Source organism: Phyllobacterium sp., from assembly GCF_037994425.1.
GTDB lineage: Bacteria > Pseudomonadota > Alphaproteobacteria > Rhizobiales > Rhizobiaceae > Phyllobacterium.
In genome coordinates this window covers 1-21,178 of sequence record NZ_JBBNAM010000192.1, presented here as the reverse complement: position 1 = coordinate 21,178, position 21,178 = coordinate 1, and the positions used below count along the sequence as shown (strand labels likewise).

Sequence of the window (21,178 nt, the reverse complement as noted above, 5' to 3'; positions counted from 1 at the left end):
ATATCGGGTTACCCAGTCTGTCAGCAAAAGGGTGATTTTTTCGGGGGAGGCATATGATTTTCGAAGCGATATCATGTGCAGATTGCAGCATCATGAAATCATCAACCGGTATGACGTTGTGGCCGCTTCTGGCACTATAGGAAGGTAACATGCCTGTCTCCTCGCGGTTAATAGGCGGGAGCAGACACTCTCAAGCGTCAGTAGCCGTTGCATGCCTGACGACAATTGACTAACGCGCTCAAATCATCAGTAAGTCAATTGATCACCGACCACCTTTGCGAATAGCCGGAAGGAATACCCGCATAGCTCCGTGTTTATGGCTGCGAGAAAACCAAACCAAAGTTATCACTAGGCGCGATTTCAACTCAGAATCGATCTCAGCACGGCTTTCTGCTTCTTCTCCGCCTCGTAGCGAGTGACAACTCCCCGATAGTGAGAAATGAGCCGCTTGTAATGTGCGGCGGTGTCAATTGAAATGTCCTCCCCTCCGTGTCTACCGGTACTAAATACACGATCGGTTCCGGCTAGAAGACGCTCGACAGTTGCCTGATACTCCGCAATAACAACCTTCAGGCGCTCAATGAAAGCATCGCGGGCTGATTGAGTGGTTTTCCTCGCCACTATCGTGGGCCTCTCGACATTATGCCTCGGCCCGAAGTGGCGCGTCTGGAAGTTCGGCAGAACGACATCAACAGCGTCCGGGCCGCAATTTCGTATATGTTCGAAGACCTGTTTCCCTGTAACATTTATAGGATGCGGCTGACATCGCGTCTTTTGGCACCTCGGGATGAATCTCGTATTCCCGCCCGTCGAGTTCGCAAGTACAGCACCAGGGTTCCCCCAACTCTGCTGTCTGCATCTTGGTTGCAAGCTCGAGTATTGTTCGTGAGATATCTTCCATCGGACCGCTGATAGTGACGTGACCTTTACTATCGGGTCCCGACATGGTGAGCCCGTTCTTTTGAAGCGGTGCTGTTTTCTGCTCTGCAAACATGCTGGTTGGACTCCCAAAACCAAAAGAATTACAGTCGCCCGACGGAGGATGTGGCGCCTCCCGCGTGTCGGTCATCGTCGTTTTGTCGCCTACGCCATGCTTGGCGGCGTGACCACGGTGCACGCAGATGTCTTTTGCCAGCACATACATATTCTTGCGACCGTGTGAATAAACCTGCCTTGCCACGTCGTGCGCTCGGCATCGCTGCTCAAAGGCGCTCTCTCTTGCGCATTGAGCGATAACATCATCGAAGTGGCGGTGGTCTCATTCAGTCCTGTCGTGGCGTGCTTGCCCATTTCAGCGGGAAGCCCGGTGTAGACATGGTAAACCTTCCAGTAGCCGTTTCGCTCTACGCGCCGGCCATAATTGTGATGCATGCTGAAGTCATGCAGAGTTCCGCCTTCGTTTTCCCAAACAACGATATCGATGATGTTCAGATCGTTGTCGAATTCATGGAAAGTCAAATTAACCTCTTGCGGTCTGCGAACTTCGGTTTCGGTTGAAGGGCGGGTTTTAGAGAGCAGAGCCGCGTGATGTGGAACCGCCGCGCGTCCTTTGCCGTGAATGTTACCAAGTGATTCCAAAGAGTATTGAGTAGACAAGGAACACTATGGAAACGGAAAACAGGAATTTGTACAAAACAACCTTACGATCGTAGAGATAATATGGAATATGATTAAGGTTTTTCATGGCTGCCTCCTTCAGCTACAATGAATTGGCAAAAAAACACAATAGCACGATATGAGAAATTCTATAGTTTTATTTTATATGCGAAGTTATTTGGCCTATTTTTATTGCGACCTGTCAGCACATTCAGTCGCAATTAAAGCGCAATTGAAGTGCATTGTTTTGTTATCGTCTTTTGGCCAACTTTGGCTCTTCGCGGCGTCAGAAATCCCTCGACCCGCCAATCACCTCCAAATTACCGATACCTATGCGCTTCGTCGTTCTTGGCGCAGTCGTGGCTCCAATTGGAGCTTTGTTCCACAGAGGAATTGGCATGACCGCACGCACCAGGCGTTCCATCGCTCATTTCGCAGCACCCTTTACCTTGCGCGGATTGGACGGGATTCAGCCCGCCGGCGACTATGATATCGATGAGGATGAGGAAGTGATCGAGGGCCTGTCCTGGCTCGCCTATCAGCGCGTTGCGACTTTCATCCACGTTCCGGCGAGGCGTTCAGGTGGACGGCGAATGCAGCTTGTGGCGATCGACTACACCGAACTCGAGATGGCACTTAAAAAAGATCAGGAGACAATCAAATGAACATCCACCGGCGCTACAAGGCACCCGAAGCCCCACCCCATCGTTTTGCGATCGGCCAGCAAGTCCGACTGAGAAGCGGCGGCGGGGCGATGATGAATTCCACTGCGATATTCGAGATTCTGGCGACGCTTCCACCCCTTGGCCGCTCGTTCCAGTACCGCATCCGCGACGCGCAAGAGAACCACGAACGGATGGCCACTGAAGATAATCTTGAAGCCATCGATATATGGAGTAGCGGCGAGCGCAACGGTTTTAAGACACCGGCCGACGCGTGATCATCCAGGACATGACCGAGCAAGAAATCAAAAACCCGCGGAAAGAAAATCCAATGCGCGATCGCCGTGCCGAGGATAACGATCTTCAGCTGGTCTCATTGCTGAGACGATCCCTCAACTGAACGCGTGCAGGCCATAGGATGAGCTGCACGCTACACTTTTGTGCGCTCCGCGACGGGTACGACCTCCTTTAATCGGGTCGATACCGGCGCGACAATGCTAGACGTTATCCTCAATATCCGGTGCTTCGCGGATCAGCCATGCCGGGCGCAACAGGTGAAATGTCGGCGATCATGACTTCCGCAGTGATCAGGAGCCCGGCAATCGACCCCGCATCCTGCAGGGCCGTTCGAACGACCTTGGCCGGATCGACGATACCCGCCTCGATCATGTCGACGTAGAGTTCGGTCTGCGCATTGAATCCGTGATTGAGCTTCTTGCTTTCCAGAAGTCTACCAACCACGATCGAGCCCTCGGCCCCGGAATTCTCGGCGATCTGCCTCACCGGCGCCTCGAGTGCTTTCATGACGATCGAAATACCCGCCGTCATGTCGGCATTCGACCCAGCGAGTGAGGATAACGCTGCCTTGGCGCGCAAAAGTGCCACGCCGCCGCCGGCGACGATTCCCTCTTCCACCGCAGCGCGCGTTGCATTCAAAGCATCATCGATGCGGTCCTTTTTTTCCTTTACCTCGATTTCGGTTGCGCCACCAACACGAATGACCGCAACGCCGCCCGATAGTTTCGCCAAGCGTTCCTGCAGCTTCTCCTTGTCATAATCCGAGGTGGTCTCCTCGATCTGCGCCCGGATTTGCTGGACGCGCGCCGCAATGCCGGCTTTGTCGCCGGAGCCATCAACGACTGTGGTGGTCTCCTTCTCAATGAGTATGCGTTTTGCCCGTCCGAGCATTTCGAGCGTGACGCTCTCAAGCTTGATTCCGAGGTCGTCCGAGATCACCTGGCCGCCGGTGAGGATTGCAATGTCTTCGAGCATGGCCTTGCGGCGGTCGCCGAAGCCTGGAGCCTTGACGGCTGCGACCTTAAGGCCGCCGCGCAACTTGTTGACAACAAGAGTTGCCAAAGCTTCGCCTTCGACGTCCTCGGAGATGATCAAGAGTGGCTTTCCGCTCTGTACCACGGCTTCGAGGATGGGCAGTAGCGCCTGAAGGTTACCAAGCTTCTTCTCGTGAAGAAGAATATATGCATCCTCAAGTTCTACCCGCATCTTGTCGGCATTAGTGACAAAATAGGGCGAGAGGTAGCCGCGGTCGAACTGCATCCCCTCGACGACTTCGAGTTCCGTTTCCGTACTTTTGGCTTCCTCGACGGTGACCACGCCTTCATTGCCGACCGATTTCATCGCCTCGGCGATCATCTTGCCTACCGATGCATCGCCGTTCGCGGCAATTGTACCAACCTGAGTGATCTCTTCCGAGGTCTTGACCTTCTTTGCCCTGGCCCGAATGTCATTGACAACGGCAGCCACAGCCAGGTCGATTCCGCGCTTTAAATCCATTGGGTTCAACCCCGCGGCAACGAGTTTTGCTCCCTCGCGCAAAATGCATGCTGCAAGCACTGTTGCTGTTGTGGTGCCATCACCGGCAACGTCATTGGTCTTTGAGGCCACCTCGCGCACCATTTGCGCGCCCATATTCTCGAACTTGTCGGAAAGCTCGATTTCCTTGGCGACCGCCACGCCATCCTTGGTAATGCGTGGCGCACCAAAGGAACGGTCAATGATGACATTGCGGCCCTTGGGACCGAGGGTCACCTTGACCGCATTGTTCAGAATCTCAACGCCGCGCAGGATTCTGTCGCGAGCGTCGATCGAAAACTTAATTTCTTTGGCAGACATGTTGTTGGTCCAGTTCATTCTTGAAAATGCGTGGCGGCGGTCTTGGCCCACATGGGCCGCAGTCCCACTAATCTATTTCGCCTCGAGGAGGCCCATGACGTCGGTCTCCTTCATGATCAACAGATCCGCGCCGTCAATCTTGACTTCAGCACCGGACCATTTGCCAAAGAGGACAATGTCGCCGACTTTGACATCGAGCGAGATCAATTTGCCGCTTTCATCGCGCGAACCCGGGCCGACAGCAACAACTGTACCTTCCTGCGGCTTTTCCTTGGCGTTATCGGGAATGATGATCCCGCCCTTTGATTTCATATCGCCTTCGGCGCGTCGAATGACGACGCGGTCGTGAAGTGGCCGGAATTTCATCAGGAACTCTTTCTGTGGCCAGCAGAATGTGGCCCACTCAGCATTAGTACACGCTTTGGCACTCCAATGATAGGAGTGCCAAAAACTTGGTGAGCCATGCGAGCTATCGAATCTCGGCCGTGTCTGGTTGTGAGACCTTATTGGCATAATCCAGGATTTCGTCGACCTTTGGAAACAGGTCATTGCTGTCGACGGGCTTGTAGCGCGCGTTTGCAAGGCGGCCGTTGTGTTCGAGGCACCGGTGGACGTGTCGATGGGTGACAAGCCGGAAAGAACGCGCTGTCGTCATCGATTATAGGCAAGGTTGAAGCCGATGAGCAGGGTTTCGAGTTCTGTATGGCCGGCGATATGGATACCGAGAACTTCGCTGGCGACGCGGCCGTTGAAGCGTTCGACCATGTCACTGGTTTGGGGTGTATAGGGTTTTGTCGTGCGGCAGGTGACTTTGATTTCGCGCAGGCGCGTTCGAAGTCACCGGTGGTGAAACAGGATCCGCGATCCGTCAGCACATGCGTGATACGGAAGGGGAAGGTCTCTCGCGCTTCGGCCAGAAAGGCAACCGCGTTGGCCGCCTTCTCGGCATCGTAAACGGTAAGGTGCACGCAGACGGCCAACGGCGGGTAGCTCGGAAAGATCACCTCCCTGATCGAGGCAGGTGCCATACGATCTGTAGTGGATCGGGTCTTCCCGTTCGAGATGACCAACCAGGCACTGGAGTATGTTCAGACAGGTCGCGCGAAGGGGAGGGTCGTCGCCGCACTGACGTAATGTCTGGAGTGCCAATAGAGGCAGCGGTATCGCCACTCGCTGTCAGACCGCGCTGACGGGGGACTTGGTCGACCGTTGCATTTTCCCAGCATAATGTCCCATTATGATGGATTGATATCTAAGCGAATACGAATTATATGTCCCATCGTAGGGGACAATCAATGCAGCTCTCTTTGCAAATTCACGGTGACGGGGCATGGCATCAAGCCGCAACGCTGCAACTGGACGATGAAGCGGCCGGCTATGCGGGTGCATCGGTCGTTGACTATGACCTCGATTACTTTGTTGCGGCTGCGTCGATCGATTTTGGCAAGGGTCGAAGCGTTTGCGATCATCGTGCCCTTTCCGTCGGCTATCCAGTTGATCTGGAAAATCGCTACCGCCGCCGATGGCCCCCCTTTCTCCTCGACCTCATGCCGCAAGGGCATGCGCGCCGCACATTGGCCGCGGATCTTGGGCTCGACGCGGCCTCGCGTGCGGCTGATATCCCACTCCTCTTCAGGGGAGCTACAGGCGCAATAGGCAATGTCCGAATCAAGGAGGCCACAGACGCCGAGGTCGAACGGCTGGCCGGTGTAAAGCGCCAGGGTGTGACGGAGAAGGACATCCTTGAGCGCTCTGATCTCTTCATGGAGGTTGTCGACGGGTTCGGCATGCAGGCTTCCGGGTCGAGCGGGCTTCAAGGGGAATGGCCGAAGGTCGCAATGACCACAGCTGGCGATGGTCTCTACTATAATGCCGCACTGTTGGCCGACGACGAGGCGGTGCGCCACGTGATTGTCAAACTGGTCCGCAGCGCTGAGCCCACGGACCGCCTCATACTCGAAGGCGAAGCGCTTTATTCGCATATTGCCAACGCAATCGGCCTGAATGTATGGGAAACGTCGACCTATGCCGAAGGTGTCCTAATCATCCCGCGGTTCGACCGGCAACGCAACGAAGGCGGCCAGATCGTTCATGTCGGCCAGGAAAGCCTGGTGTCGGCCATCGGCGTTGCCGATTTCGGCCATATCGGGGCGCATGAGGCCTATATCGACATTCTGAAGCAATTCTCGTCCGACGCCTTTGCCGACATCGCAGAGTATCTCAAGCGCGACATTGCCAATCTCGCGCTTGGTAATCCCGACAATCACGGGCGAAACGCGGCGCTGAGCAAGTACCCTGACGGGACAATCCGGCTTTCGCCACTGTTTGATTTCGCTCCCATGCGGCTGGCGAAGGAAGCAATCGTCCGGTCGACGCGATGGGCTTGCATGCGCGACAGCGGTCGCGACCACCGGCCGGACTGGAAAGTGATCATAACGGAGCTTTTATCCGACCCACAGGACCAGGCGCGCCTGACAGGCGAGCTTAAGCTGTTTGCCGAACGTCTGAGCCGAGCGCCTGAGCTTGCAAGAAAGATGGGAGCGCCATCAGAAATTATCGAGGGGGCTATGAACCGATGCAGCGAGATCGCCGACAGTGTCCTTGTCGTATCCTTATGAACTTGCCGAGGTCATGATCACATGGCGCGATGGAAAAAGCCGACAAAGGAAGAAGTGCACGTGCTGCGCCAGCTGCTCGCTGAACGCGCGCGCCACGGCGCCTTGCGCTTGCCCGGGGCGGTGGTCGAAATCCGCAAGAGTTTCGGCATGACGCAGGCGCAGTTTGCCAATACGCTCGGCCTCATGCGCCGGCAGGTCGCAGAACTCGAAGCGGGCACGGCAAACCCAACCCTCGAAACGCTGGAGAAAATTGCGAAATTGTTCGGCTTCACCGTCGGCTTTGTCCCAAAGACGCCCCGCGACGAGGAGCCAAAATCGCCGCTCGACAGCTAAGGCAAAAAAAGGAAACGGGAAGCTGCGATCGACGGGTTGCGTAACGTGAAAAACCGGATCGAGCGACCGGCGAACGCAGGCAAGAACCTCAAGCCAGCGAACTTGCGTTGAACGTACGGGTTCGTCCATTATGTCAACCACACCAATTAACGCGAATGGAAAATAAAGGCATGTCGAGCTCTCCGTCCCCCCGCAAAGCCGCCGCCAATGAGCGGCGCCGGACCAATGACCCGGAGCGTACCAAGGCGGATATCCTTCTCGTGGCAACCGAAGAATTCGCCGCCCATGGCCTCAGTGGCGCCAGGGTCGATGCGATCGCCGAACGGACGCGCACGTCAAAGCGCATGATATATTATTATTTTGGCGGCAAGGACGGACTATACCTTGCCGTCCTCGAAAAGGCCTATGCCGACATCCGGGCGATTGAAGCCGCCCTCGATCTTGATCTGCTCGACCCGATCGAGGCCCTGAGGCGGGTTATCGACCAGACGTTTGAAAACGACGACAGCCACCGGGATTTCGTCCGGCTTGTCTCGATCGAGAATATCAACCAGGCCAAGCACCTTGCCGAAGCGCCGTCGATCCGCAAGATCAATCTGCGGATCATAGAGATCCTTGGCGCGATCCTCGAACGCGGCCGCGCCGCTGGCCTGTTTCGATCAGACCTCGAGCCGATCGACGTGCACATGATGATCAGCGCTTTCTGCTTTTTTCGGGTCGCGAACCGCCACACCTTCGGTGCGATCCATCGGGTGGATCTGTCTGAACCTGGCCGGCGGCAGAAGCACAAGCAGATGATCGCTGACGCGGTCGTCGGTCTGCTCATGAAAAAGTAAGTGGCGGGCTGTTACCCGCCACTTAACGTCCGTCAGGCCGCGATTTCTATGGGCTTGCGGCCGAGATCGTGCATGGGCGTCCGATAGGTTTCGAGCGCCGTTGCCGCGGAGATCGCAGCGATGATCGCCGTCACCGAGGTGAAAGCGGCTACCGGGATCCAGCCATCCGGTCCTTCACCGAGAAGCGCTGCGCTGATCGTCGGGGCGAAACCGCCAAGGGCAAAGCCGATCTGTGTGCCGATCGCCATGCCGGAGAGCCGCACGCGGGTGTCGAACATCTCGCCATAGAGCGCCGGCCAGACACCGTTTGACGCGCTGTAAATGACACCGGAAAGAAGAATGCCGAGAGCAAAGATCAGCGGGATATTGCCCTGGCTGATCGCCCAGATATAGGGCCAGATCAGGACCGCGCAGCCGAGTGCACCGAATATGAAGACCGGCTTTCTCCCGATGCGGTCAGCGAGTGACGCCCAAAGGGGAATAGCACCAAGCGCCACGATGTTAGCAAGCACGAGGACCGTCAGCATCGTCGACCGGTCGATGTGCATGGTGTTGACCGCATAGGAAAGGGTGAACACGCTGAATATCGTGCTGACGACCGATATCAGCGCCGCAAAGATGATCCGGACGACGTCGGCCCAATGGTTCTGGATGAGCGTCAATACCGGAAGCTTGGACGTCTCGTGCCTTTTTGCTTCTTCGATGAATGCCGGCGTCTCGGGCAGGGAGCGACGCACCCAGAAGCCGACGATGACGACACCAAGGCTCAGAAAGAATGGAATGCGCCAGGCCCATGACAAAAGATCGGCTTCGGGAAGCCTTGCGATGGGTATGAAGATGAGCGTTGCAAGAATGAGTCCGGCCTGCGTGCCGCTGAGCGTGAAGCTGCTAAAAAACGCCCGCCGGTGCGGCGGCGCATGTTCGAGCGTCATCGAATTGGCTCCGGCCTGTTCGCCCGCCGCGGAAATGCCCTGCAGAAGGCGCGCGACCACCAGAAGGATCGGCGCGAGGATGCCAACATGGTCATAGGTTGGCAGGCAGCCGATGATGAAGGTTGAAAAACCCATCAAGAGCAAGGTGAAGGTCAGGACCTTCTTGCGGCCGAACTTGTCGCCGACATGGCCAAGAATGACGGCGCCAAATGGCCGCGCAATATAGGCGACACCAAAGGTTGCAAAAGACGCAATGGCGGCGGCATGCGGATTGGCCGATGAAAAGAAGATCTTCGGAAAGATCAGCGCCGCGGCCGTTCCATAGATGAAAAAGTCATAATATTCGACCGCACTGCCGATCCAGCTCGCAAGCGCGGCTTTCCCGGGTGTTTTGACACCTGCTACAGGTTGATGCATGGACGTCTCCTCCTCGTCAAGGCTAGAACCAGTGGCCTGGATCAGGTCGCGGCCTCCTTCGCGCCTGAACCAAGTTGAATGAAATGGCGCAACATGCGCTGATCGTCGGGCTTTACCCCGGTAAACAGCCGAAAGGCCTCGACGGCCTGAAAGACCGCCATGCCGCCACCATCAAGCGTGCGACAGCCGATCCGGCGCGCCTCGCGAACAAGGGCGGTTTCAAGCGGGAAATAGACGATTTCCGCGACCCAGAGCTCCGGTCGAAGCATCTCGGCTGGCAGGGGCAGACCGGGATAGTTGTCCATGCCGGTGGGCGTGCAATGAACAAGGCCGTCAGCCGCCGCCATGTCGGCGTCAAGGTCATGCGAGACCCGAACGCTGTTGGCGCCAAAGCGCTCGAAACGGTCGTTGAGCGATGCGGCAACAGCTTTTGCACGCGAAAAATCCTTGTCAGCAAGAACAAGTTCGCGAACGCCGAGCGTCATCAGCGCATGCGCCACCGCGGTCCCCGCGCCACCCGCGCCGAGCTGGACAACCGAAGAAAGGCGCGCCCCGGGCAGGCCGCGCTTGAAGCTTTCCGAAAAGCCCCACCAGTCGGTGTTGTGGCCGTATCGGCGCCCGCTTTTGAGGATGACCGTGTTGACAGCGCCAAGCGCTGCCGCATCTGCGGAAAGTTCATCGAGATAGGGAATAATCGCCTGCTTGCAGGGATGGGTAATGTTCAATCCGGCAAAGTCCATGCGTTCGGCTGCGGTCAGAAGCTCCGGCAGCGCCTCCGGGCCTATGCGCAACTCTTCGAGATCGATCTTCTGATACATCAGCCGCAGACCCTGCTCATCGCCTTCGCGCTCGTGCATTGGCGGCGTGCGCGATGCCTTTATTCCCGCGCCGACAAGCCCCAGAAGAAACCGCGGGTTTTCCGGATGGATCCTGGCCGTGTGCATCATGGGGTCGCCTTTTCGAGAAGAGCAGCAAGCCGAAAGAGGGCAAGCGCGTATCCTTGCGTGCCGCAGCCGCAGATCACGCCGCTGGCCACCTGCGACACATAACTATGGTGGCGAAAGGCTTCGCGGCGGTGGATATTGGAGATGTGTACTTCGATGATGGGACATGGGCACGCCGCAAGCGCATCCATGATGGCAACGGATGTGTGCGAAAAGGCTGCAGGGTTGATGACAATGCCGGCAACCGTTTCGCGGGCCGAATGAAGCCAGCCGATCAGTTCGTGCTCGGCATTGCTTTGACGAAATTCCAGCGTGAGACCAAGTTCCTCAGCGACGCGCCGGCACTCGGCCTCGACATCATCAAGCGTCTCGGTGCCGTAGATTTCCGGCTGGCGCTTTCCAAGCAGATTGAGATTGGGCCCGTTGAGGACGAGGACGCGGTGCGCGCTCACCGCTGCGAATCCTGGTGCCGCTGGCTTTGGCCCTTACGAATATGAAACGCCTGCATGTCTCCTCCCGACACTTTGCCTGGCCGGGCACACTGCCCGCCGCTGGTCTTGACCCATAATGTACGAACTGGTACGTTCATGTCAATAGGCCGCATGAGAATCGAAGCTAGTGATTACGCGACGGTCTTGTGCGATGGTGTCGAGAGGCAAGGGAGAGGCCCGGATGAACCCAGTCGTTATTGCAGTCGCCATCACCGGATCGGTTCCCCGCAAGAAAGACAATCCGGCCTTGCCGATCACGCCGTCAGAGCAGATTGAATCGACCCACGCGGCCTATGAGGCCGGAGCATCCCTGGTGCATATCCACGTTCGCAATGACGACGAGAGCTCGTCATCCGACCCGGACCGTTTCGCGGCCGTTAAGGCAGGCATTGTCAAACATTGCCCCGCCATGATCGTGCAATTTTCCACTGGGGGCAGGGGCCGTGATCCGTCGCAGCGCGGCTCGTCGCTCTATCTCAAGCCGGACATGGCCTCGCTGTCGACAGGTTCGGTAAACTTCCCGACCATCGTTTATGAAAACCACACGTTCCTGGTTCGAGACCTGGCAACGAAGATGCGCGACAACGGTATCCGGCCGGAGATCGAGGTCTTCGATCTTTCGCATCTGCACGGGGCACTACGCCTGGTTGAGGCAGGCCTTCTCGACGATCATCCGCATGTGCAGTTTGTCATGGGCGTCGAGAACGCGCTGCCGGCTGACGAACATCTCCTCGACCTTCTCCTTGGCGAGCTTAAGCGCATATTGCCAAAGGCGACCTGGACTGCCGCCGGTATCGGCCGCCATCAGGCCCCGGTCATGGAATGGGCACTGCAACGCCAGGCAAACGCGGTCCGAACCGGCCTTGAGGATAATATTCGCGTCACCAAGGAGCGTCTCGCACGCGACAATGCCGAACTGGTCGAGATCGCCGCTGACATGATCGCCCGCAAGGGCCTTCGCGTCGCCAGCTGCGAGGAGGCGCGCATGATCCTCGATCTGCCAGGCAGGAACGCAGCATGAAGACCTCGATCGCCACGGTTTCGCTGAGCGGCGAGTTGCCGGACAAGCTTGAGGCAATCGCCAAGGCCGGCTTTGACGGCGTCGAGATCTTCGAAAACGATTTCCTTGCCTTTGACGGCAGCGCCCGCGATGTCGGGAAGATGGTGCGTGACCATGGCCTCGCCATCACACTGTTCCAGCCGTTTCGCGATTTCGAGGGCATGCCAGAGCCGCAGCGCGCGCGCGCCTTCGACCGGGCCGAACGCAAATTCGACGTCATGCAGGAACTCGGCACCGACCTGGTGCTCGTCTGCTCGAACGTTTCGCCGATTGCCCTTGGCGGGCTCGACCGCGCCGCCGCCGACTTTCATGAGCTGGGCGAACGCGCGGCAAAACGCGGCCTGCGCGTCGGCTATGAGGCGCTCGCCTGGGGCCGGCACATCAACGACCATCGCGATACCTGGGAGATCGTCAGGCGCGCCGATCACGCCAGTATCGGCCTCATCCTCGACAGCTTCCATACGCTTGCCCGCAAGATCGATGTCAATTCGATCCGCTCGATCCCCAAGGAGAAGATTTTCATCATCCAGCTTGCCGACGCGCCGCTGATCGATATGGATCTGCTCTACTGGAGCCGCCACTACCGCAACATGCCGGGCGAGGGCGATCTTCCGGTTCTTGACTTCATGCGCGCGGTGGCCTCAACCGGCTATGATGGCTATCTGTCGCTGGAAATCTTCAACGACCAGTTCCGCGGCGGCTCCACCCGCTCGATCGCCGTCGACGGCAAGCGCTCGCTGATCTATCTCGGCGATCAGGTCAAGCGAATCGACCCCGATATCGCCATGGCGGTGCCCAGGATGCCGGGGCCCGTCGAGGTGAGCGGCGTCGAATTCGTCGAGTTTGCCGCCAATGAGGAAGAGGCCGCCGAGCTTGCCTTGCTGCTGCAAACCTTGGGCTTTCAGAAGACCGGCAGGCATAAGTCCAAAAAGGTCACCCGCTACAGCCAGGGCAAGATCAACCTTGTGATCAACACCGAGCGGCAGGGCTTTGCCCATTCCTCCTACGCCGTTCACGGCACATCGGCCTATGCGCTCGGGCTGAAGGTTACGGATGCGCGCGCCACCGTGGAACGGGCCCGTGCGCTTGGCGCCGAACCGTTCGAACAGCCTGTCGGTCCATCCGAGATCAAGATGCCGGCCATTCGCGGCGTCGGCGGCGGTGTTGTCTATTTCGTCGATGAGCAGTCGGCCTTGAAAGACATCTGGGACATCGAGTTCGAGGCTGTCAAGAACGATGCCCCGCACCGCAATGCCGGGCTTCTTCATTTCGATCACGTGGCGCAGACGATGAACGTCGACGAGATGCTCACCTGGCTTTTGTTCTATACCTCGATCCTGAAAGCGAAAAAGACGCCGATGGTCGATATTATCGATCCGGCCGGCATCGTGCGCAGCCAGGTCGTCGAAAACGCGGCGGGAACGCTCAGGATCACCATGAACGGCGCGGAAAACCGGCGCACGCTCGCCGGGCATTTCCTTGCCGAGAAGTTCGGGTCGAGCATCCAGCACCTGGCGTTTCGCACCGACGACATCTTTGCCACGGCCGAGGCGCTCAAAGCCAACGGCTTTTCGCCCCTTGAGATCACCCCCAACTACTATGACGACATCGAGGCCCGCTTCGGGCTCGAACCTGCGCTTGCCGACCGGCTCAAGGCCGCCAACATCCTTTATGACCGCGACGAGCACGGCGAATATTTTCAGCTCTATAGCCCCAACTACGGCGAAGGGTTCTTCTTCGAGATCGTCGAGCGCCGCGGCTACAAGGGCTATGGCGCCCCAAACGCCATTTTCAGGATCGCGGCGCAAAAGCGCCATATCCGCCCGCAGGGCATGCCCGCCTCCACAAAAAGGTAGGCCGGTCCAAAAGGCAAGGCGCCAAGGGGCGGCGGGCGTCAAACGACGCCCCTTGGCGCCCTGTGATCAGCCAACACGTTGCTCGGCGCGTCCTGCAATCCTCTTATAGGCCTGATCGACCGGATCGCGCACCTTGACAAAGGGCGATGCCCACAGGCGAATGAGTGCCTTGAGATGTTCGCGGCCACCCTCATAACCGACAATGGGCGCGAAAGGCGTCATGGCAAGGGTCGTTTCGTCGGGGTAAAGGCGATTATATTCGGCAAAGTTGGTGAAGTGCTCGTGGTTGTTTTCCCGCACAAGGTGCGTCTCGACAGCAAGCCCCTCGGCCAAGATCACCTCGTGGGTGTCAAGGACGATGTGGTAATAGTCGAGCATCTCCTCACCCTCAGGCATGGCAGGCGCAATCGAGGCGCCGTTGACAAGGTCCTTGACCCGAATGAGCACGCCATCGAGGTAGAGCGCATGATTGGGGGATAGGTAAAGATCCCGGTGCGGCGTCTGATCGTCGAGTGCATGCCGCGAAACCCGGATCGGGACAACGCTTTCGTGCCAGGACTGGCCGCCCTTGCGGTAGCGGTGATGGCCGATCCATTTGATGGGCACTGAATCGCCGCGCATCGTGACAACAGCATCACCCACCCTGAGCTCTTCGATCACGGCCTCGCCCGTTGGCGTCATGATCGACGTGCCACTCAAGAAGCAATTAGGGTCACCGGAACCGGACTCGGAGCCGGAGCCGTTGTTGCCACCCCTCCTTTTCCAGGTCTTATTGCCCATCGCTTCTGCCGGCGAGGACGCGACCGCGCCAACGAGCGCCGCAGTGACTGCGGCCGCGATGCCAAGGAAGTGACGTCGCGCTCGGTTGTGTGGTGCGTGGTGTTTTCTATCTGATGACATAATGCCCCTCCATTTTGTTATTGGGTGCCGTTAGCACCGGTTATGGCTAGGGACGATCCTACAAGAACAGAGAAGGCGGGAAAGGCTCAAGGTTCGTATTTGCCTATTATGAATTGGGCGTAGCAACTGCTTGAAATCTATGAACGAAGCAAGCAACCCATACTACTTTGGAAGTATCGGGCGGATAAAGAGCACTGCGTGAGCGATCATGACACCTTACCCCTTTAGGAAGCAGCGTCCGAACCCGCCTCTTTGAACCGCGTCTCGAATTCGCGGCGCAGGCTGCGTCTCGTTTCGGCGGCGCGCAAGCGTCGTTGCGCGATCTCAGACTGCGGGTGATATGCCGGAATGGCTGTGGGTTTGCCGTCCGCGTCCACGGCCACCATGGTGAAATAGCAGGAGTTCGTATGCCGGCGCGCGCCGCTGCGAATGTCTTCGGCCTCAACGCGAATGCCGACCTCCATGGAGGTGCGGCCGGCATAATTGATGGAGGCGCGAAATGTCACCAGTTCGCCGACCAGGATGGGCTGGCGAAACACGACCTGGTCGACGGACAACGTCACCGCATACTGTTTCGAGAAACGCGAGGCGCAGGAGAACGCGACGCGATCGAGAAGGTTGAGGAGGGCGCCGCCATGAACCTTGCCGCTGAAATTGGCCATGTCGGGCGTCATCAGGACAACCATCTCGACATGGCTTTTGTCGGTACCATCGCTCATGCTGCCCGTCTCCGTCAGATTGTCGAATTTTTCCCTACGCAAGGCCACTATGAAAGAAATGGGTTTTTCCCGCAATGCGCCAGCGACGGGCGCAAGTGGTAACGCTCCGCTTTGAATTGATGTATGATTTCGCATGGCTGGGCAGGGCGTCGCCCGTCGCGTTCCAATGGCTCATTGCCCGATGTCGATCGGGTGAAAGGTTGTGAACCTTCAAGAGGGGCGGGACATGATCATCACCGATTGGCAGGCACGCCATGGACTGACGGCCGCCTCTTACCTGATATGCTCGCCGACAGGGGATACAGGCGACGCCGTTTTCGGCGATCCCGTTTAGGGATTTGATCGTTTGGCACAGCCCAGCCCCTCCATTCGTCAACCGAATAGGCGAGCTCGCGATGTCTGAACCAAAAAGCCTCGTAGCAAGCGTGATATTTCGCCTACAGCGCGAGCACCGCGACTTTACGACTGAACGCGGGATCTTGAACGATTGATCCACTCGATGGCTTCGCGCTGCGACATGGGGCGCGCCAGGTAATAGCCTTGCATGGCGTCACAGCCGAGTTGTCTCAGCACCTTGAGATCGGCCTGCGTCTCGACCCCTTCCGCCACGACCTCAAGTGCGAGCGATTTTCCAAGACTGATGATCGATTGCACGACATTGCGATCATCTGGCGATTCGGCAATGCCTTTAACGAAGGAACGATCGATCTTGATCCGATCGACATGGAGCTGGCGCAGCGACGACATCGACGAATAGCCGACGCCAAAATCGTCAATGGCAATGTGGACGCCCTGGCTGGTCAACGCCGCCAGCTTGCCCTGCACCGAGCCGATGTCCTTGGCGCTGTCCTCGGTGATCTCGATTTCCAGCATCGAGGCCGGCAGATCGAGCCTTGTGAGCCGCGTCATGATCAGCTCGTCCACCGCGATCTGCACGATTTCCCGCGGCGACAGGTTCATCGCCACTCTGACATGCCCGAGCCCCATCGCGCGCAAGGTCTGCATCATGGCGCAGACGTCTTTCAGAATGTAGCGAAACAAAACTTCGGCAGCGCCGGATAGGGAGGCGACTGCCACAAGGTCGCCTGGCGGAATCCAGCCATGGCGCGGATGGTTCCAGCGCACGAGCGCTTCGAGACCCGTGAGCTTACGCCCGCCTTCACCCAGGATCGGCTGGAACCAGACCTCCAGGACGTCCTTGCTCAACGCCTTTGCCAGATCGCGCTCGATATCGCGGCGCATTTCAAGGTGATTGCGAAGATCGTCGTCAAACACATAGAAGCGATTGCGCCCCTGCGATTTTGCCCTGTAGAGCGCTGCGTCGGCGCGGGCCAACATTTCGTCGACATCGGGTTCGTCAGATACGCACACGCCGATGCTGACGCCGATGCGGCCGGCATCGAAGCTGGCAAAGGGAATGGACATGGCGGCGATGAGCTTGGTCGCCACAACCGACATGGCGTCCTCACCGAGCGCGGAATCGAACAGGGCAGCAAACTCGTCCCCGCCCCAACGTGCGATAAACACCTCACCTTCGAGGCTCTGGCGCAGCCGCCTGCCGACCTCGACGAGCACCCGGTCGCCCGATTTGTGGCCAAATGCGTCGTTGATGGACTTGAATCCGTCAAGATCAAGCAGCATGAGCGTGTGCCCGGCGCCGGAGGCCGGTAAGGCGGCAACCGCCTGCATCAGACCATTGCGATTGAGAAGTCCTGTCAATGCATCATGGGCGGCGTGATAGCCCATTTCGGCCGCAGCTTCTGTCGCCGCGTCCCTGGCTGCCTTCAAGGATTGTGCCATGGCAGTCGCTTCATTCTTGAGCCTGCTCGACTGGCGAAAAAGGCTCTCGCTTTCAAACGCGCCGCGTATCAGCGCTGCAAGGTAAAGGACCACCGTTGCGGCAAGGGCGTAGTGATCAAACCCGCCGGCATAGACAAGGCATGCGGCGACGGACAAAAGCACGGGGACGATATATGAGATCGGCATGCGCGCATAAGCGAAGCCGGCGGTGATCGCGCCTGCGGTAATACCGCATATGATCGTCAGGTAGAAGACCGTTTGCGGGGCCGTATAGCCCGCGCACAGAACGGCAATGAAGGCCCAGACCACGCCGGAAAGCGCGGCGATTGCCGATTGCAGGAAAAGATGCTGACTTACCGACGCCGGGTCCATGTTGCCTGGCTCGGCCGGATCGCCCGGGCGAAGCAGCCTGACCTGGAAGCGGCAGAGCGCGATCCGGGCAAGGTTGACGAGGGTCGACGCAAGAAACCAGGTAAGTCCGGCCAGCATCAGGCCATAACGGATAGCGACCAGCAGGCTGATCAGGCCAAGTACGATGCTGACGGGAACGGAAATGAACATGCTGCGGCGCACGGCCATAAGCTGGTCGGCCCGGATCAGGTCTTCCAGCACGAGCACCTCAGCTTCCGGCGGTTGATTGAGACTCATTGTCAGTTACCACTGTATTGGCTGTTATCGAGCTTATCGCATCCCGGGAACATGATGCAATTTTATCGCTCGCAAGCCCAACTTGGCCGGCTTTCATTCACCAGGCGACAGATTTTTCCCTGACATATGGGTCGTCTCGCGGCGTCCATCCGTCTTATGTTGCCGTGTCGCGTTGCCGGGTCGACAGGATCACTGGTCTTATATGTCCCGAAAGGACCGCGCGGTCTCCGTCGCTCCGATATGTTGCTTTGGTGTCTTCAACGACCGTATAGAGCTTGTCGTCGCGAAAGGCACTGAACGTCCGCGTCGAATTCCCGTCTGCCGGAGCTGCTTTGATGTCGAGGAAATCGCCTTCGGCGGCAGCGGCCACAATGCGGGCATCGGCCGCCGAATGGGCACGAACGACGACCTCACCCTGGTTCTCGGCATTGTTCCAACGCGGATCGGTCTCGTCAACGACAGGCAAAAGGCGAAAGATTTTGAGTGATGCCATATCCTCCTCCTCAAACTGCTAAGGCTCGGGTCATGCCCGGTAAAGGTCATGACGAGCAAATTGGTTCCTCGTACGAGGGAACGGCGTGAGGAAATCGAAAACGGGTTCAGCCTACCACACTCCTTTGCGTCCACGTTGGAACCCACAGGGACGGCCGTCGTTATGGTTGTTCATTTCAAAGGGAAATGAACCCCAACCGAGGAGACGACAATGGCCGAGAAAAAGACGCTGGAGACCCTCTTTCACGACACGCTCAAGGATATCTATTATGCTGAACGCAAGATATTGAAGGCCCTTCCCAAGATGGCGAGAGGGGCAAGTTCATCCCAGCTCAAGGCCGCCTTCGAAAAACACCGCGATCAGACCGAAGTTCATGTCGAACGCCTGCAGCAGGTTTTCGAAATCCTCGGTAAACGCGCGCAGGGCAAGACATGCGAGGCGATCGAGGGTCTGATTGCCGAAGGCGAAGAGATCCTTGACGGCTTCAAGGGCCAGCCTGCCATCGATGCGGGCCTGGCTTCCGCCGCACAGGCCGTTGAACACTACGAGATTGCCCGCTACGGCACTTTGGCGCGCTGGGCAGGTGAACTCGGGCTCAAGGATGCGCAAAAGCTTCTCGCGACGACCTTGCAGGAAGAGACGGCAACCGATGCGGCTCTGACCGCGCTTGCCGAAAAAACGCTGAACCAGTCGGCCATGGCCGCCTGAACGTTGCAAAGGCATTGCGCGCCGCCTCAATGCGACGAGGCGGCGCGCTTGCATTTGGTCCGGGAACGATGACGAGTGGATTGCGTTTTGGGCCGATCTGCGAGGCAGCCCATATTTGCGTGGACATGCAAGGGCTTTTCACCGGCAACAGCCCGTGGGCGATGCCCTGGTTCGAGCGCGTCCTTCCGCATGTCCATGCACTCGTTGCGCCGCATCCCGCGCGAACGATCTTCACGCGGTTCATTCCGGCGAAACGTCCGCAAAGTGCGGGCGGCAGCTGGCAACGCTATTACAAAAGATGGCGGGAGATGACATTGTCCGTGATCGATGAAAGAAAAATCGACCTCGTACCGGAGCTTGCGCGCTATGCGCCGCCGGCGCGTCTATGGGACAAGCGCGCATATTCGCCCTGGCATGGCGGGCAACTGGCTCGCGTTCTCGGCGATGCAGCCATCGGAACCCTCATCGTCTCCGGCGGCGAGACCGATGTGTGTGTCCTTGCCACCGTGCTTGGCGGCGTCGATTACGGCTACAGGATGATCATTGCGACGGACGCCGTGTGCAGTTCTTCCGATCAGGCCCATGATGCCATGCAACTCTTTTATGGGCAGCGATTGTCGCAACAGGTGGAGACAGCTGAGACCACAGAGATCCTCGACGCGTGGCGATGGGAGGATTGAGTAAAAAGCCTACATCTGCTTGATGTGCATCACGGTCACACGCTTCAGCGCCTCGATATCCCCGCCAGCGATGGCATCGATCATCTGGTGGTGCTCGCGCGATGACTGTTCGATCCGTGCGCGCGTCTTCCACTGCGAGACAGGCGCCGAAGAGGTGCGCTGCCTGATCTCGGTGATGAGATTGACCAATTCCCGGTTACCGCATAGCGCAAGCAGTTCATGGTGAAAGGCAAGATTGGCTTCGTAAAGCTCGATCATGGTCCCGTTCATGATGAGCTCGTCGAAACGATTGGCGAGACCGCGCAATTTCCCGATCGCCAGCTCCGAGGCATGGGCGACGACTTTGTCGGCGACGGCGGTCTCGAGAATGACGCGAATATCGCTGACTTCCTCGGCCTGACGTCCATCCGGCTCAAACACATGATATCCGCGGTTAGGAACGTGCTCGACAAGCCGCTTCTGGACCAATCGATCAAGGGCGCGCCGCACTTCAGGCCTGGTGCTCTTGTAGCGCTGTTCAAGGTCGATCTGTTTCAGCCAGACACCCGGAGCAAGGACGCCTGCGAGAATATCGTGGAGGATGAGATCCGTGACGTCCCCGGATTTCTGCTGCGCGTTCTTTCGTTCCTTAAGCCCACTCATGCTTTGCTTCCCGTCCCCCCAAATTCTGACGTCATTTAAAAATGGATCGGCTCCAAGGAGATTTACGCGAGAGAAATAGTTTTACACAGAGGTTGCGTAAAAAAATTTGGCCGCTAAATTGGTGCCAATTTTGGTAACTATCATAAAACATGCCGTTTGGGAAATCATGAGAAATTCGGGAACCGTCTGGGACATCGTCGAGGCCAAGCGTGATGCATTCTTCAATCTCGCCGACAGCGTTTGGGAAACGCCCGAGACAAATTACCAAGAGTTTCACTCTTCCAACGCCCATGCCGCTCTGCTTGAAAGCGAGGGCTTCCGTGTCACGCGGGCCATTGCAGGTTTGCCGACCGCCGTCATGGGCGAGGCCGGCGAGGGTGGGCCGGTCATTGCCATTCTCGGTGAATTCGACGCGTTGCCCGGATTGAGCCAGGTCGCCGGCCTTGCCGAGGAACGGCCGCTTGTCGCAGGCGGCAACGGGCATGGCTGCGGCCACAACCTTCTCGGCTCCGGATCGATGCTCGCGGCAGCGGCCGTCAAGGACTACCTGGCAAAAAATGGCCTCAAAGGTCGCATCCGCTACTATGGCTGCCCGGCCGAAGAAGGCGGATCGTCCAAGGGCTTCATGGTGCGCGCCGGCGTCTTTGATGACGTCGACATCGCCATTTCCTGGCATCCGGCAGCCTTTGCCGGTGTGAACAATCCGATTT

General features: G+C 58.0%; 21 protein-coding genes and 2 pseudogenes. 11 read left to right on the top strand and 12 right to left on the bottom strand.

Translation table 11 applies throughout. The features are described from left to right. Window positions 1–1,083: 1,083 nt before the first annotated feature. Entirely contained in the window at window positions 1,084–1,578 is a 495-nt protein-coding gene (locus tag AAAB35_RS13710; protein ID WP_340668832.1) for a hypothetical protein, read from the bottom strand. 416 nt (window positions 1,579–1,994) lie between these two features. Here AAAB35_RS13710 and AAAB35_RS13705 point away from each other — a divergent pair, with 416 nt between their 5' ends. Next, window positions 1,995–2,261: a hypothetical protein gene (locus AAAB35_RS13705; protein WP_340668831.1), complete on the top strand. Its 267-nt coding sequence runs from the start codon at window positions 1,995–1,997 to the stop codon at window positions 2,259–2,261. Continuing rightward, window positions 2,258–2,536, top strand: a complete 279-nt coding sequence (locus AAAB35_RS13700; RefSeq protein WP_340668830.1) for a hypothetical protein — start codon at window positions 2,258–2,260, stop codon at window positions 2,534–2,536. The genes AAAB35_RS13705 and AAAB35_RS13700 overlap by 4 nt, the downstream gene beginning before the upstream one ends. Before the next feature lie 232 nt (window positions 2,537–2,768). Here AAAB35_RS13700 and groL read toward each other — a convergent pair whose 3' ends face one another. From groL to AAAB35_RS13685, 3 genes and pseudogenes are all read right to left on the bottom strand, one after another. Then, window positions 2,769–4,391 (bottom strand): chaperonin GroEL, encoded by a 1,623-nt coding sequence (gene groL / locus AAAB35_RS13695; protein WP_340668829.1) that lies wholly within the window; start codon window positions 4,389–4,391, stop codon window positions 2,769–2,771. A gap of 72 nt (window positions 4,392–4,463) precedes the next feature. Next, window positions 4,464–4,757, bottom strand: coding sequence for a co-chaperone GroES (locus tag AAAB35_RS13690; protein ID WP_340668828.1), 294 nt, complete (start codon window positions 4,755–4,757; stop codon window positions 4,464–4,466). Between the two features lie 103 nt (window positions 4,758–4,860). Next, window positions 4,861–5,359: pseudogene (locus tag AAAB35_RS13685) on the bottom strand (IS481 family transposase); the annotation flags it as partial. Between the two features lie 7 nt (window positions 5,360–5,366). On the opposite strand from AAAB35_RS13685, the pseudogene AAAB35_RS13680 reads away from it, so the two are divergent. The 4 genes and pseudogenes from AAAB35_RS13680 to AAAB35_RS13665 form a co-directional block, all read left to right on the top strand. Then, a pseudogene (locus AAAB35_RS13680) lies at window positions 5,367–5,525 on the top strand (zinc-binding dehydrogenase); the annotation flags it as partial. 161 nt (window positions 5,526–5,686) lie between these two features. Then, the gene (locus AAAB35_RS13675; protein WP_340668826.1) at window positions 5,687–7,009 is read left to right on the top strand and encodes a HipA domain-containing protein; all 1,323 of its coding nucleotides are present in this window, start codon (window positions 5,687–5,689) and stop codon (window positions 7,007–7,009) included. Between the two features lie 21 nt (window positions 7,010–7,030). After that, window positions 7,031–7,342 (top strand): helix-turn-helix transcriptional regulator, encoded by a 312-nt coding sequence (locus AAAB35_RS13670; RefSeq protein WP_340668825.1) that lies wholly within the window; start codon window positions 7,031–7,033, stop codon window positions 7,340–7,342. 170 nt (window positions 7,343–7,512) lie between these two features. Next, window positions 7,513–8,178 carry a TetR/AcrR family transcriptional regulator gene (locus tag AAAB35_RS13665; RefSeq protein WP_340668824.1) on the top strand — a complete coding sequence of 222 codons (666 nt, stop codon included), beginning with the start codon at window positions 7,513–7,515 and terminating at the stop codon, window positions 8,176–8,178. A gap of 32 nt (window positions 8,179–8,210) precedes the next feature. On the opposite strand, the gene AAAB35_RS13660 is transcribed toward AAAB35_RS13665, so the two are convergent. The 3 genes from AAAB35_RS13660 to aroQ are packed head-to-tail and all read right to left on the bottom strand — an operon-like array spanning window position 8,211 to window position 10,923. Continuing rightward, the gene (locus AAAB35_RS13660) at window positions 8,211–9,527 is read right to left on the bottom strand and encodes an MFS transporter (RefSeq protein WP_340668823.1); all 1,317 of its coding nucleotides are present in this window, start codon (window positions 9,525–9,527) and stop codon (window positions 8,211–8,213) included. Between the two features lie 41 nt (window positions 9,528–9,568). Continuing rightward, window positions 9,569–10,474, bottom strand: coding sequence for a shikimate dehydrogenase (locus tag AAAB35_RS13655; RefSeq protein WP_340668822.1), 906 nt, complete (start codon window positions 10,472–10,474; stop codon window positions 9,569–9,571). Next, entirely contained in the window at window positions 10,471–10,923 is a 453-nt protein-coding gene (aroQ, locus tag AAAB35_RS13650; RefSeq protein ID WP_340668820.1) for a type II 3-dehydroquinate dehydratase, read from the bottom strand. The genes AAAB35_RS13655 and aroQ overlap by 4 nt, the downstream gene beginning before the upstream one ends. Before the next feature lie 220 nt (window positions 10,924–11,143). Here aroQ and AAAB35_RS13645 point away from each other — a divergent pair, with 220 nt between their 5' ends. Beyond that, the gene (locus AAAB35_RS13645) at window positions 11,144–11,983 is read left to right on the top strand and encodes a 3-keto-5-aminohexanoate cleavage protein (protein ID WP_340668819.1); all 840 of its coding nucleotides are present in this window, start codon (window positions 11,144–11,146) and stop codon (window positions 11,981–11,983) included. Continuing rightward, window positions 11,980–13,878 (top strand): TIM barrel protein, encoded by a 1,899-nt coding sequence (locus tag AAAB35_RS13640; protein ID WP_340668818.1) that lies wholly within the window; start codon window positions 11,980–11,982, stop codon window positions 13,876–13,878. The genes AAAB35_RS13645 and AAAB35_RS13640 overlap by 4 nt, the downstream gene beginning before the upstream one ends. 66 nt (window positions 13,879–13,944) lie before the next feature. Here the strand turns inward: AAAB35_RS13640 and AAAB35_RS13635 are convergent, their stop codons facing one another. The 4 genes from AAAB35_RS13635 to AAAB35_RS13620 form a co-directional block, all read right to left on the bottom strand. After that, complete coding sequence (locus AAAB35_RS13635) at window positions 13,945–14,778, bottom strand: Hint domain-containing protein (protein ID WP_340668817.1); 834 nt, start codon at window positions 14,776–14,778, stop codon at window positions 13,945–13,947. A gap of 224 nt (window positions 14,779–15,002) precedes the next feature. Further along, window positions 15,003–15,497 (bottom strand): acyl-CoA thioesterase, encoded by a 495-nt coding sequence (locus AAAB35_RS13630; protein WP_340668816.1) that lies wholly within the window; start codon window positions 15,495–15,497, stop codon window positions 15,003–15,005. A gap of 459 nt (window positions 15,498–15,956) precedes the next feature. Beyond that, on the bottom strand, window positions 15,957–17,945 hold the full coding sequence (locus AAAB35_RS13625; RefSeq protein ID WP_340668815.1) for an EAL domain-containing protein: 1,989 nt from the start codon (window positions 17,943–17,945) through the stop codon (window positions 15,957–15,959). A gap of 154 nt (window positions 17,946–18,099) precedes the next feature. Further along, window positions 18,100–18,438, bottom strand: a complete 339-nt coding sequence (locus tag AAAB35_RS13620) for a hypothetical protein (RefSeq protein ID WP_340668814.1) — start codon at window positions 18,436–18,438, stop codon at window positions 18,100–18,102. A 210-nt stretch (window positions 18,439–18,648) separates the two neighbouring features. On the opposite strand from AAAB35_RS13620, the gene AAAB35_RS13615 reads away from it, so the two are divergent. Together AAAB35_RS13615 and AAAB35_RS13610 are read left to right on the top strand one after the other, a co-directional pair. Then, complete coding sequence (locus AAAB35_RS13615) at window positions 18,649–19,146, top strand: ferritin-like domain-containing protein (protein WP_340668813.1); 498 nt, start codon at window positions 18,649–18,651, stop codon at window positions 19,144–19,146. 68 nt (window positions 19,147–19,214) lie between these two features. After that, window positions 19,215–19,826 (top strand): cysteine hydrolase, encoded by a 612-nt coding sequence (locus AAAB35_RS13610; protein ID WP_340668812.1) that lies wholly within the window; start codon window positions 19,215–19,217, stop codon window positions 19,824–19,826. A 9-nt stretch (window positions 19,827–19,835) separates the two neighbouring features. Here AAAB35_RS13610 and AAAB35_RS13605 read toward each other — a convergent pair whose 3' ends face one another. Continuing rightward, a complete protein-coding gene (locus AAAB35_RS13605; RefSeq protein ID WP_340668811.1) occupies window positions 19,836–20,468 on the bottom strand; it encodes a GntR family transcriptional regulator in 633 nt (210 codons plus the stop codon). A gap of 166 nt (window positions 20,469–20,634) precedes the next feature. Here AAAB35_RS13605 and AAAB35_RS13600 point away from each other — a divergent pair. Then, window positions 20,635–21,178 (top strand): M20/M25/M40 family metallo-hydrolase (locus AAAB35_RS13600; protein WP_340668810.1); only part of this gene is annotated, 544 nt, incomplete at its 3' end.

Coding starts and splice junctions, on each gene's coding strand:
- AAAB35_RS13705 (WP_340668831.1), top strand. CDS start 1,995: ATGACCGCACGCACCAGGCGTTCCATCGCTCATTTCGCAGCACCCTTT.
- AAAB35_RS13700 (WP_340668830.1), top strand. CDS start 2,258: ATGAACATCCACCGGCGCTACAAGGCACCCGAAGCCCCACCCCATCGT.
- groL (WP_340668829.1), bottom strand. CDS start 4,391: ATGTCTGCCAAAGAAATTAAGTTTTCGATCGACGCTCGCGACAGAATC.
- AAAB35_RS13690 (WP_340668828.1), bottom strand. CDS start 4,757: ATGAAATTCCGGCCACTTCACGACCGCGTCGTCATTCGACGCGCCGAA.
- AAAB35_RS13675 (WP_340668826.1), top strand. CDS start 5,687: ATGCAGCTCTCTTTGCAAATTCACGGTGACGGGGCATGGCATCAAGCC.
- AAAB35_RS13670 (WP_340668825.1), top strand. CDS start 7,031: ATGGCGCGATGGAAAAAGCCGACAAAGGAAGAAGTGCACGTGCTGCGC.
- AAAB35_RS13665 (WP_340668824.1), top strand. CDS start 7,513: ATGTCGAGCTCTCCGTCCCCCCGCAAAGCCGCCGCCAATGAGCGGCGC.
- AAAB35_RS13660 (WP_340668823.1), bottom strand. CDS start 9,527: ATGCATCAACCTGTAGCAGGTGTCAAAACACCCGGGAAAGCCGCGCTT.
- AAAB35_RS13655 (WP_340668822.1), bottom strand. CDS start 10,474: ATGATGCACACGGCCAGGATCCATCCGGAAAACCCGCGGTTTCTTCTG.
- AAAB35_RS13645 (WP_340668819.1), top strand. CDS start 11,144: ATGAACCCAGTCGTTATTGCAGTCGCCATCACCGGATCGGTTCCCCGC.
- AAAB35_RS13640 (WP_340668818.1), top strand. CDS start 11,980: ATGAAGACCTCGATCGCCACGGTTTCGCTGAGCGGCGAGTTGCCGGAC.
- AAAB35_RS13635 (WP_340668817.1), bottom strand. CDS start 14,778: ATGTCATCAGATAGAAAACACCACGCACCACACAACCGAGCGCGACGT.
- AAAB35_RS13630 (WP_340668816.1), bottom strand. CDS start 15,497: ATGAGCGATGGTACCGACAAAAGCCATGTCGAGATGGTTGTCCTGATG.
- AAAB35_RS13625 (WP_340668815.1), bottom strand. CDS start 17,945: ATGAGTCTCAATCAACCGCCGGAAGCTGAGGTGCTCGTGCTGGAAGAC.
- AAAB35_RS13620 (WP_340668814.1), bottom strand. CDS start 18,438: ATGGCATCACTCAAAATCTTTCGCCTTTTGCCTGTCGTTGACGAGACC.
- AAAB35_RS13615 (WP_340668813.1), top strand. CDS start 18,649: ATGGCCGAGAAAAAGACGCTGGAGACCCTCTTTCACGACACGCTCAAG.
- AAAB35_RS13610 (WP_340668812.1), top strand. CDS start 19,215: ATGACGAGTGGATTGCGTTTTGGGCCGATCTGCGAGGCAGCCCATATT.
- AAAB35_RS13605 (WP_340668811.1), bottom strand. CDS start 20,468: ATGAGTGGGCTTAAGGAACGAAAGAACGCGCAGCAGAAATCCGGGGAC.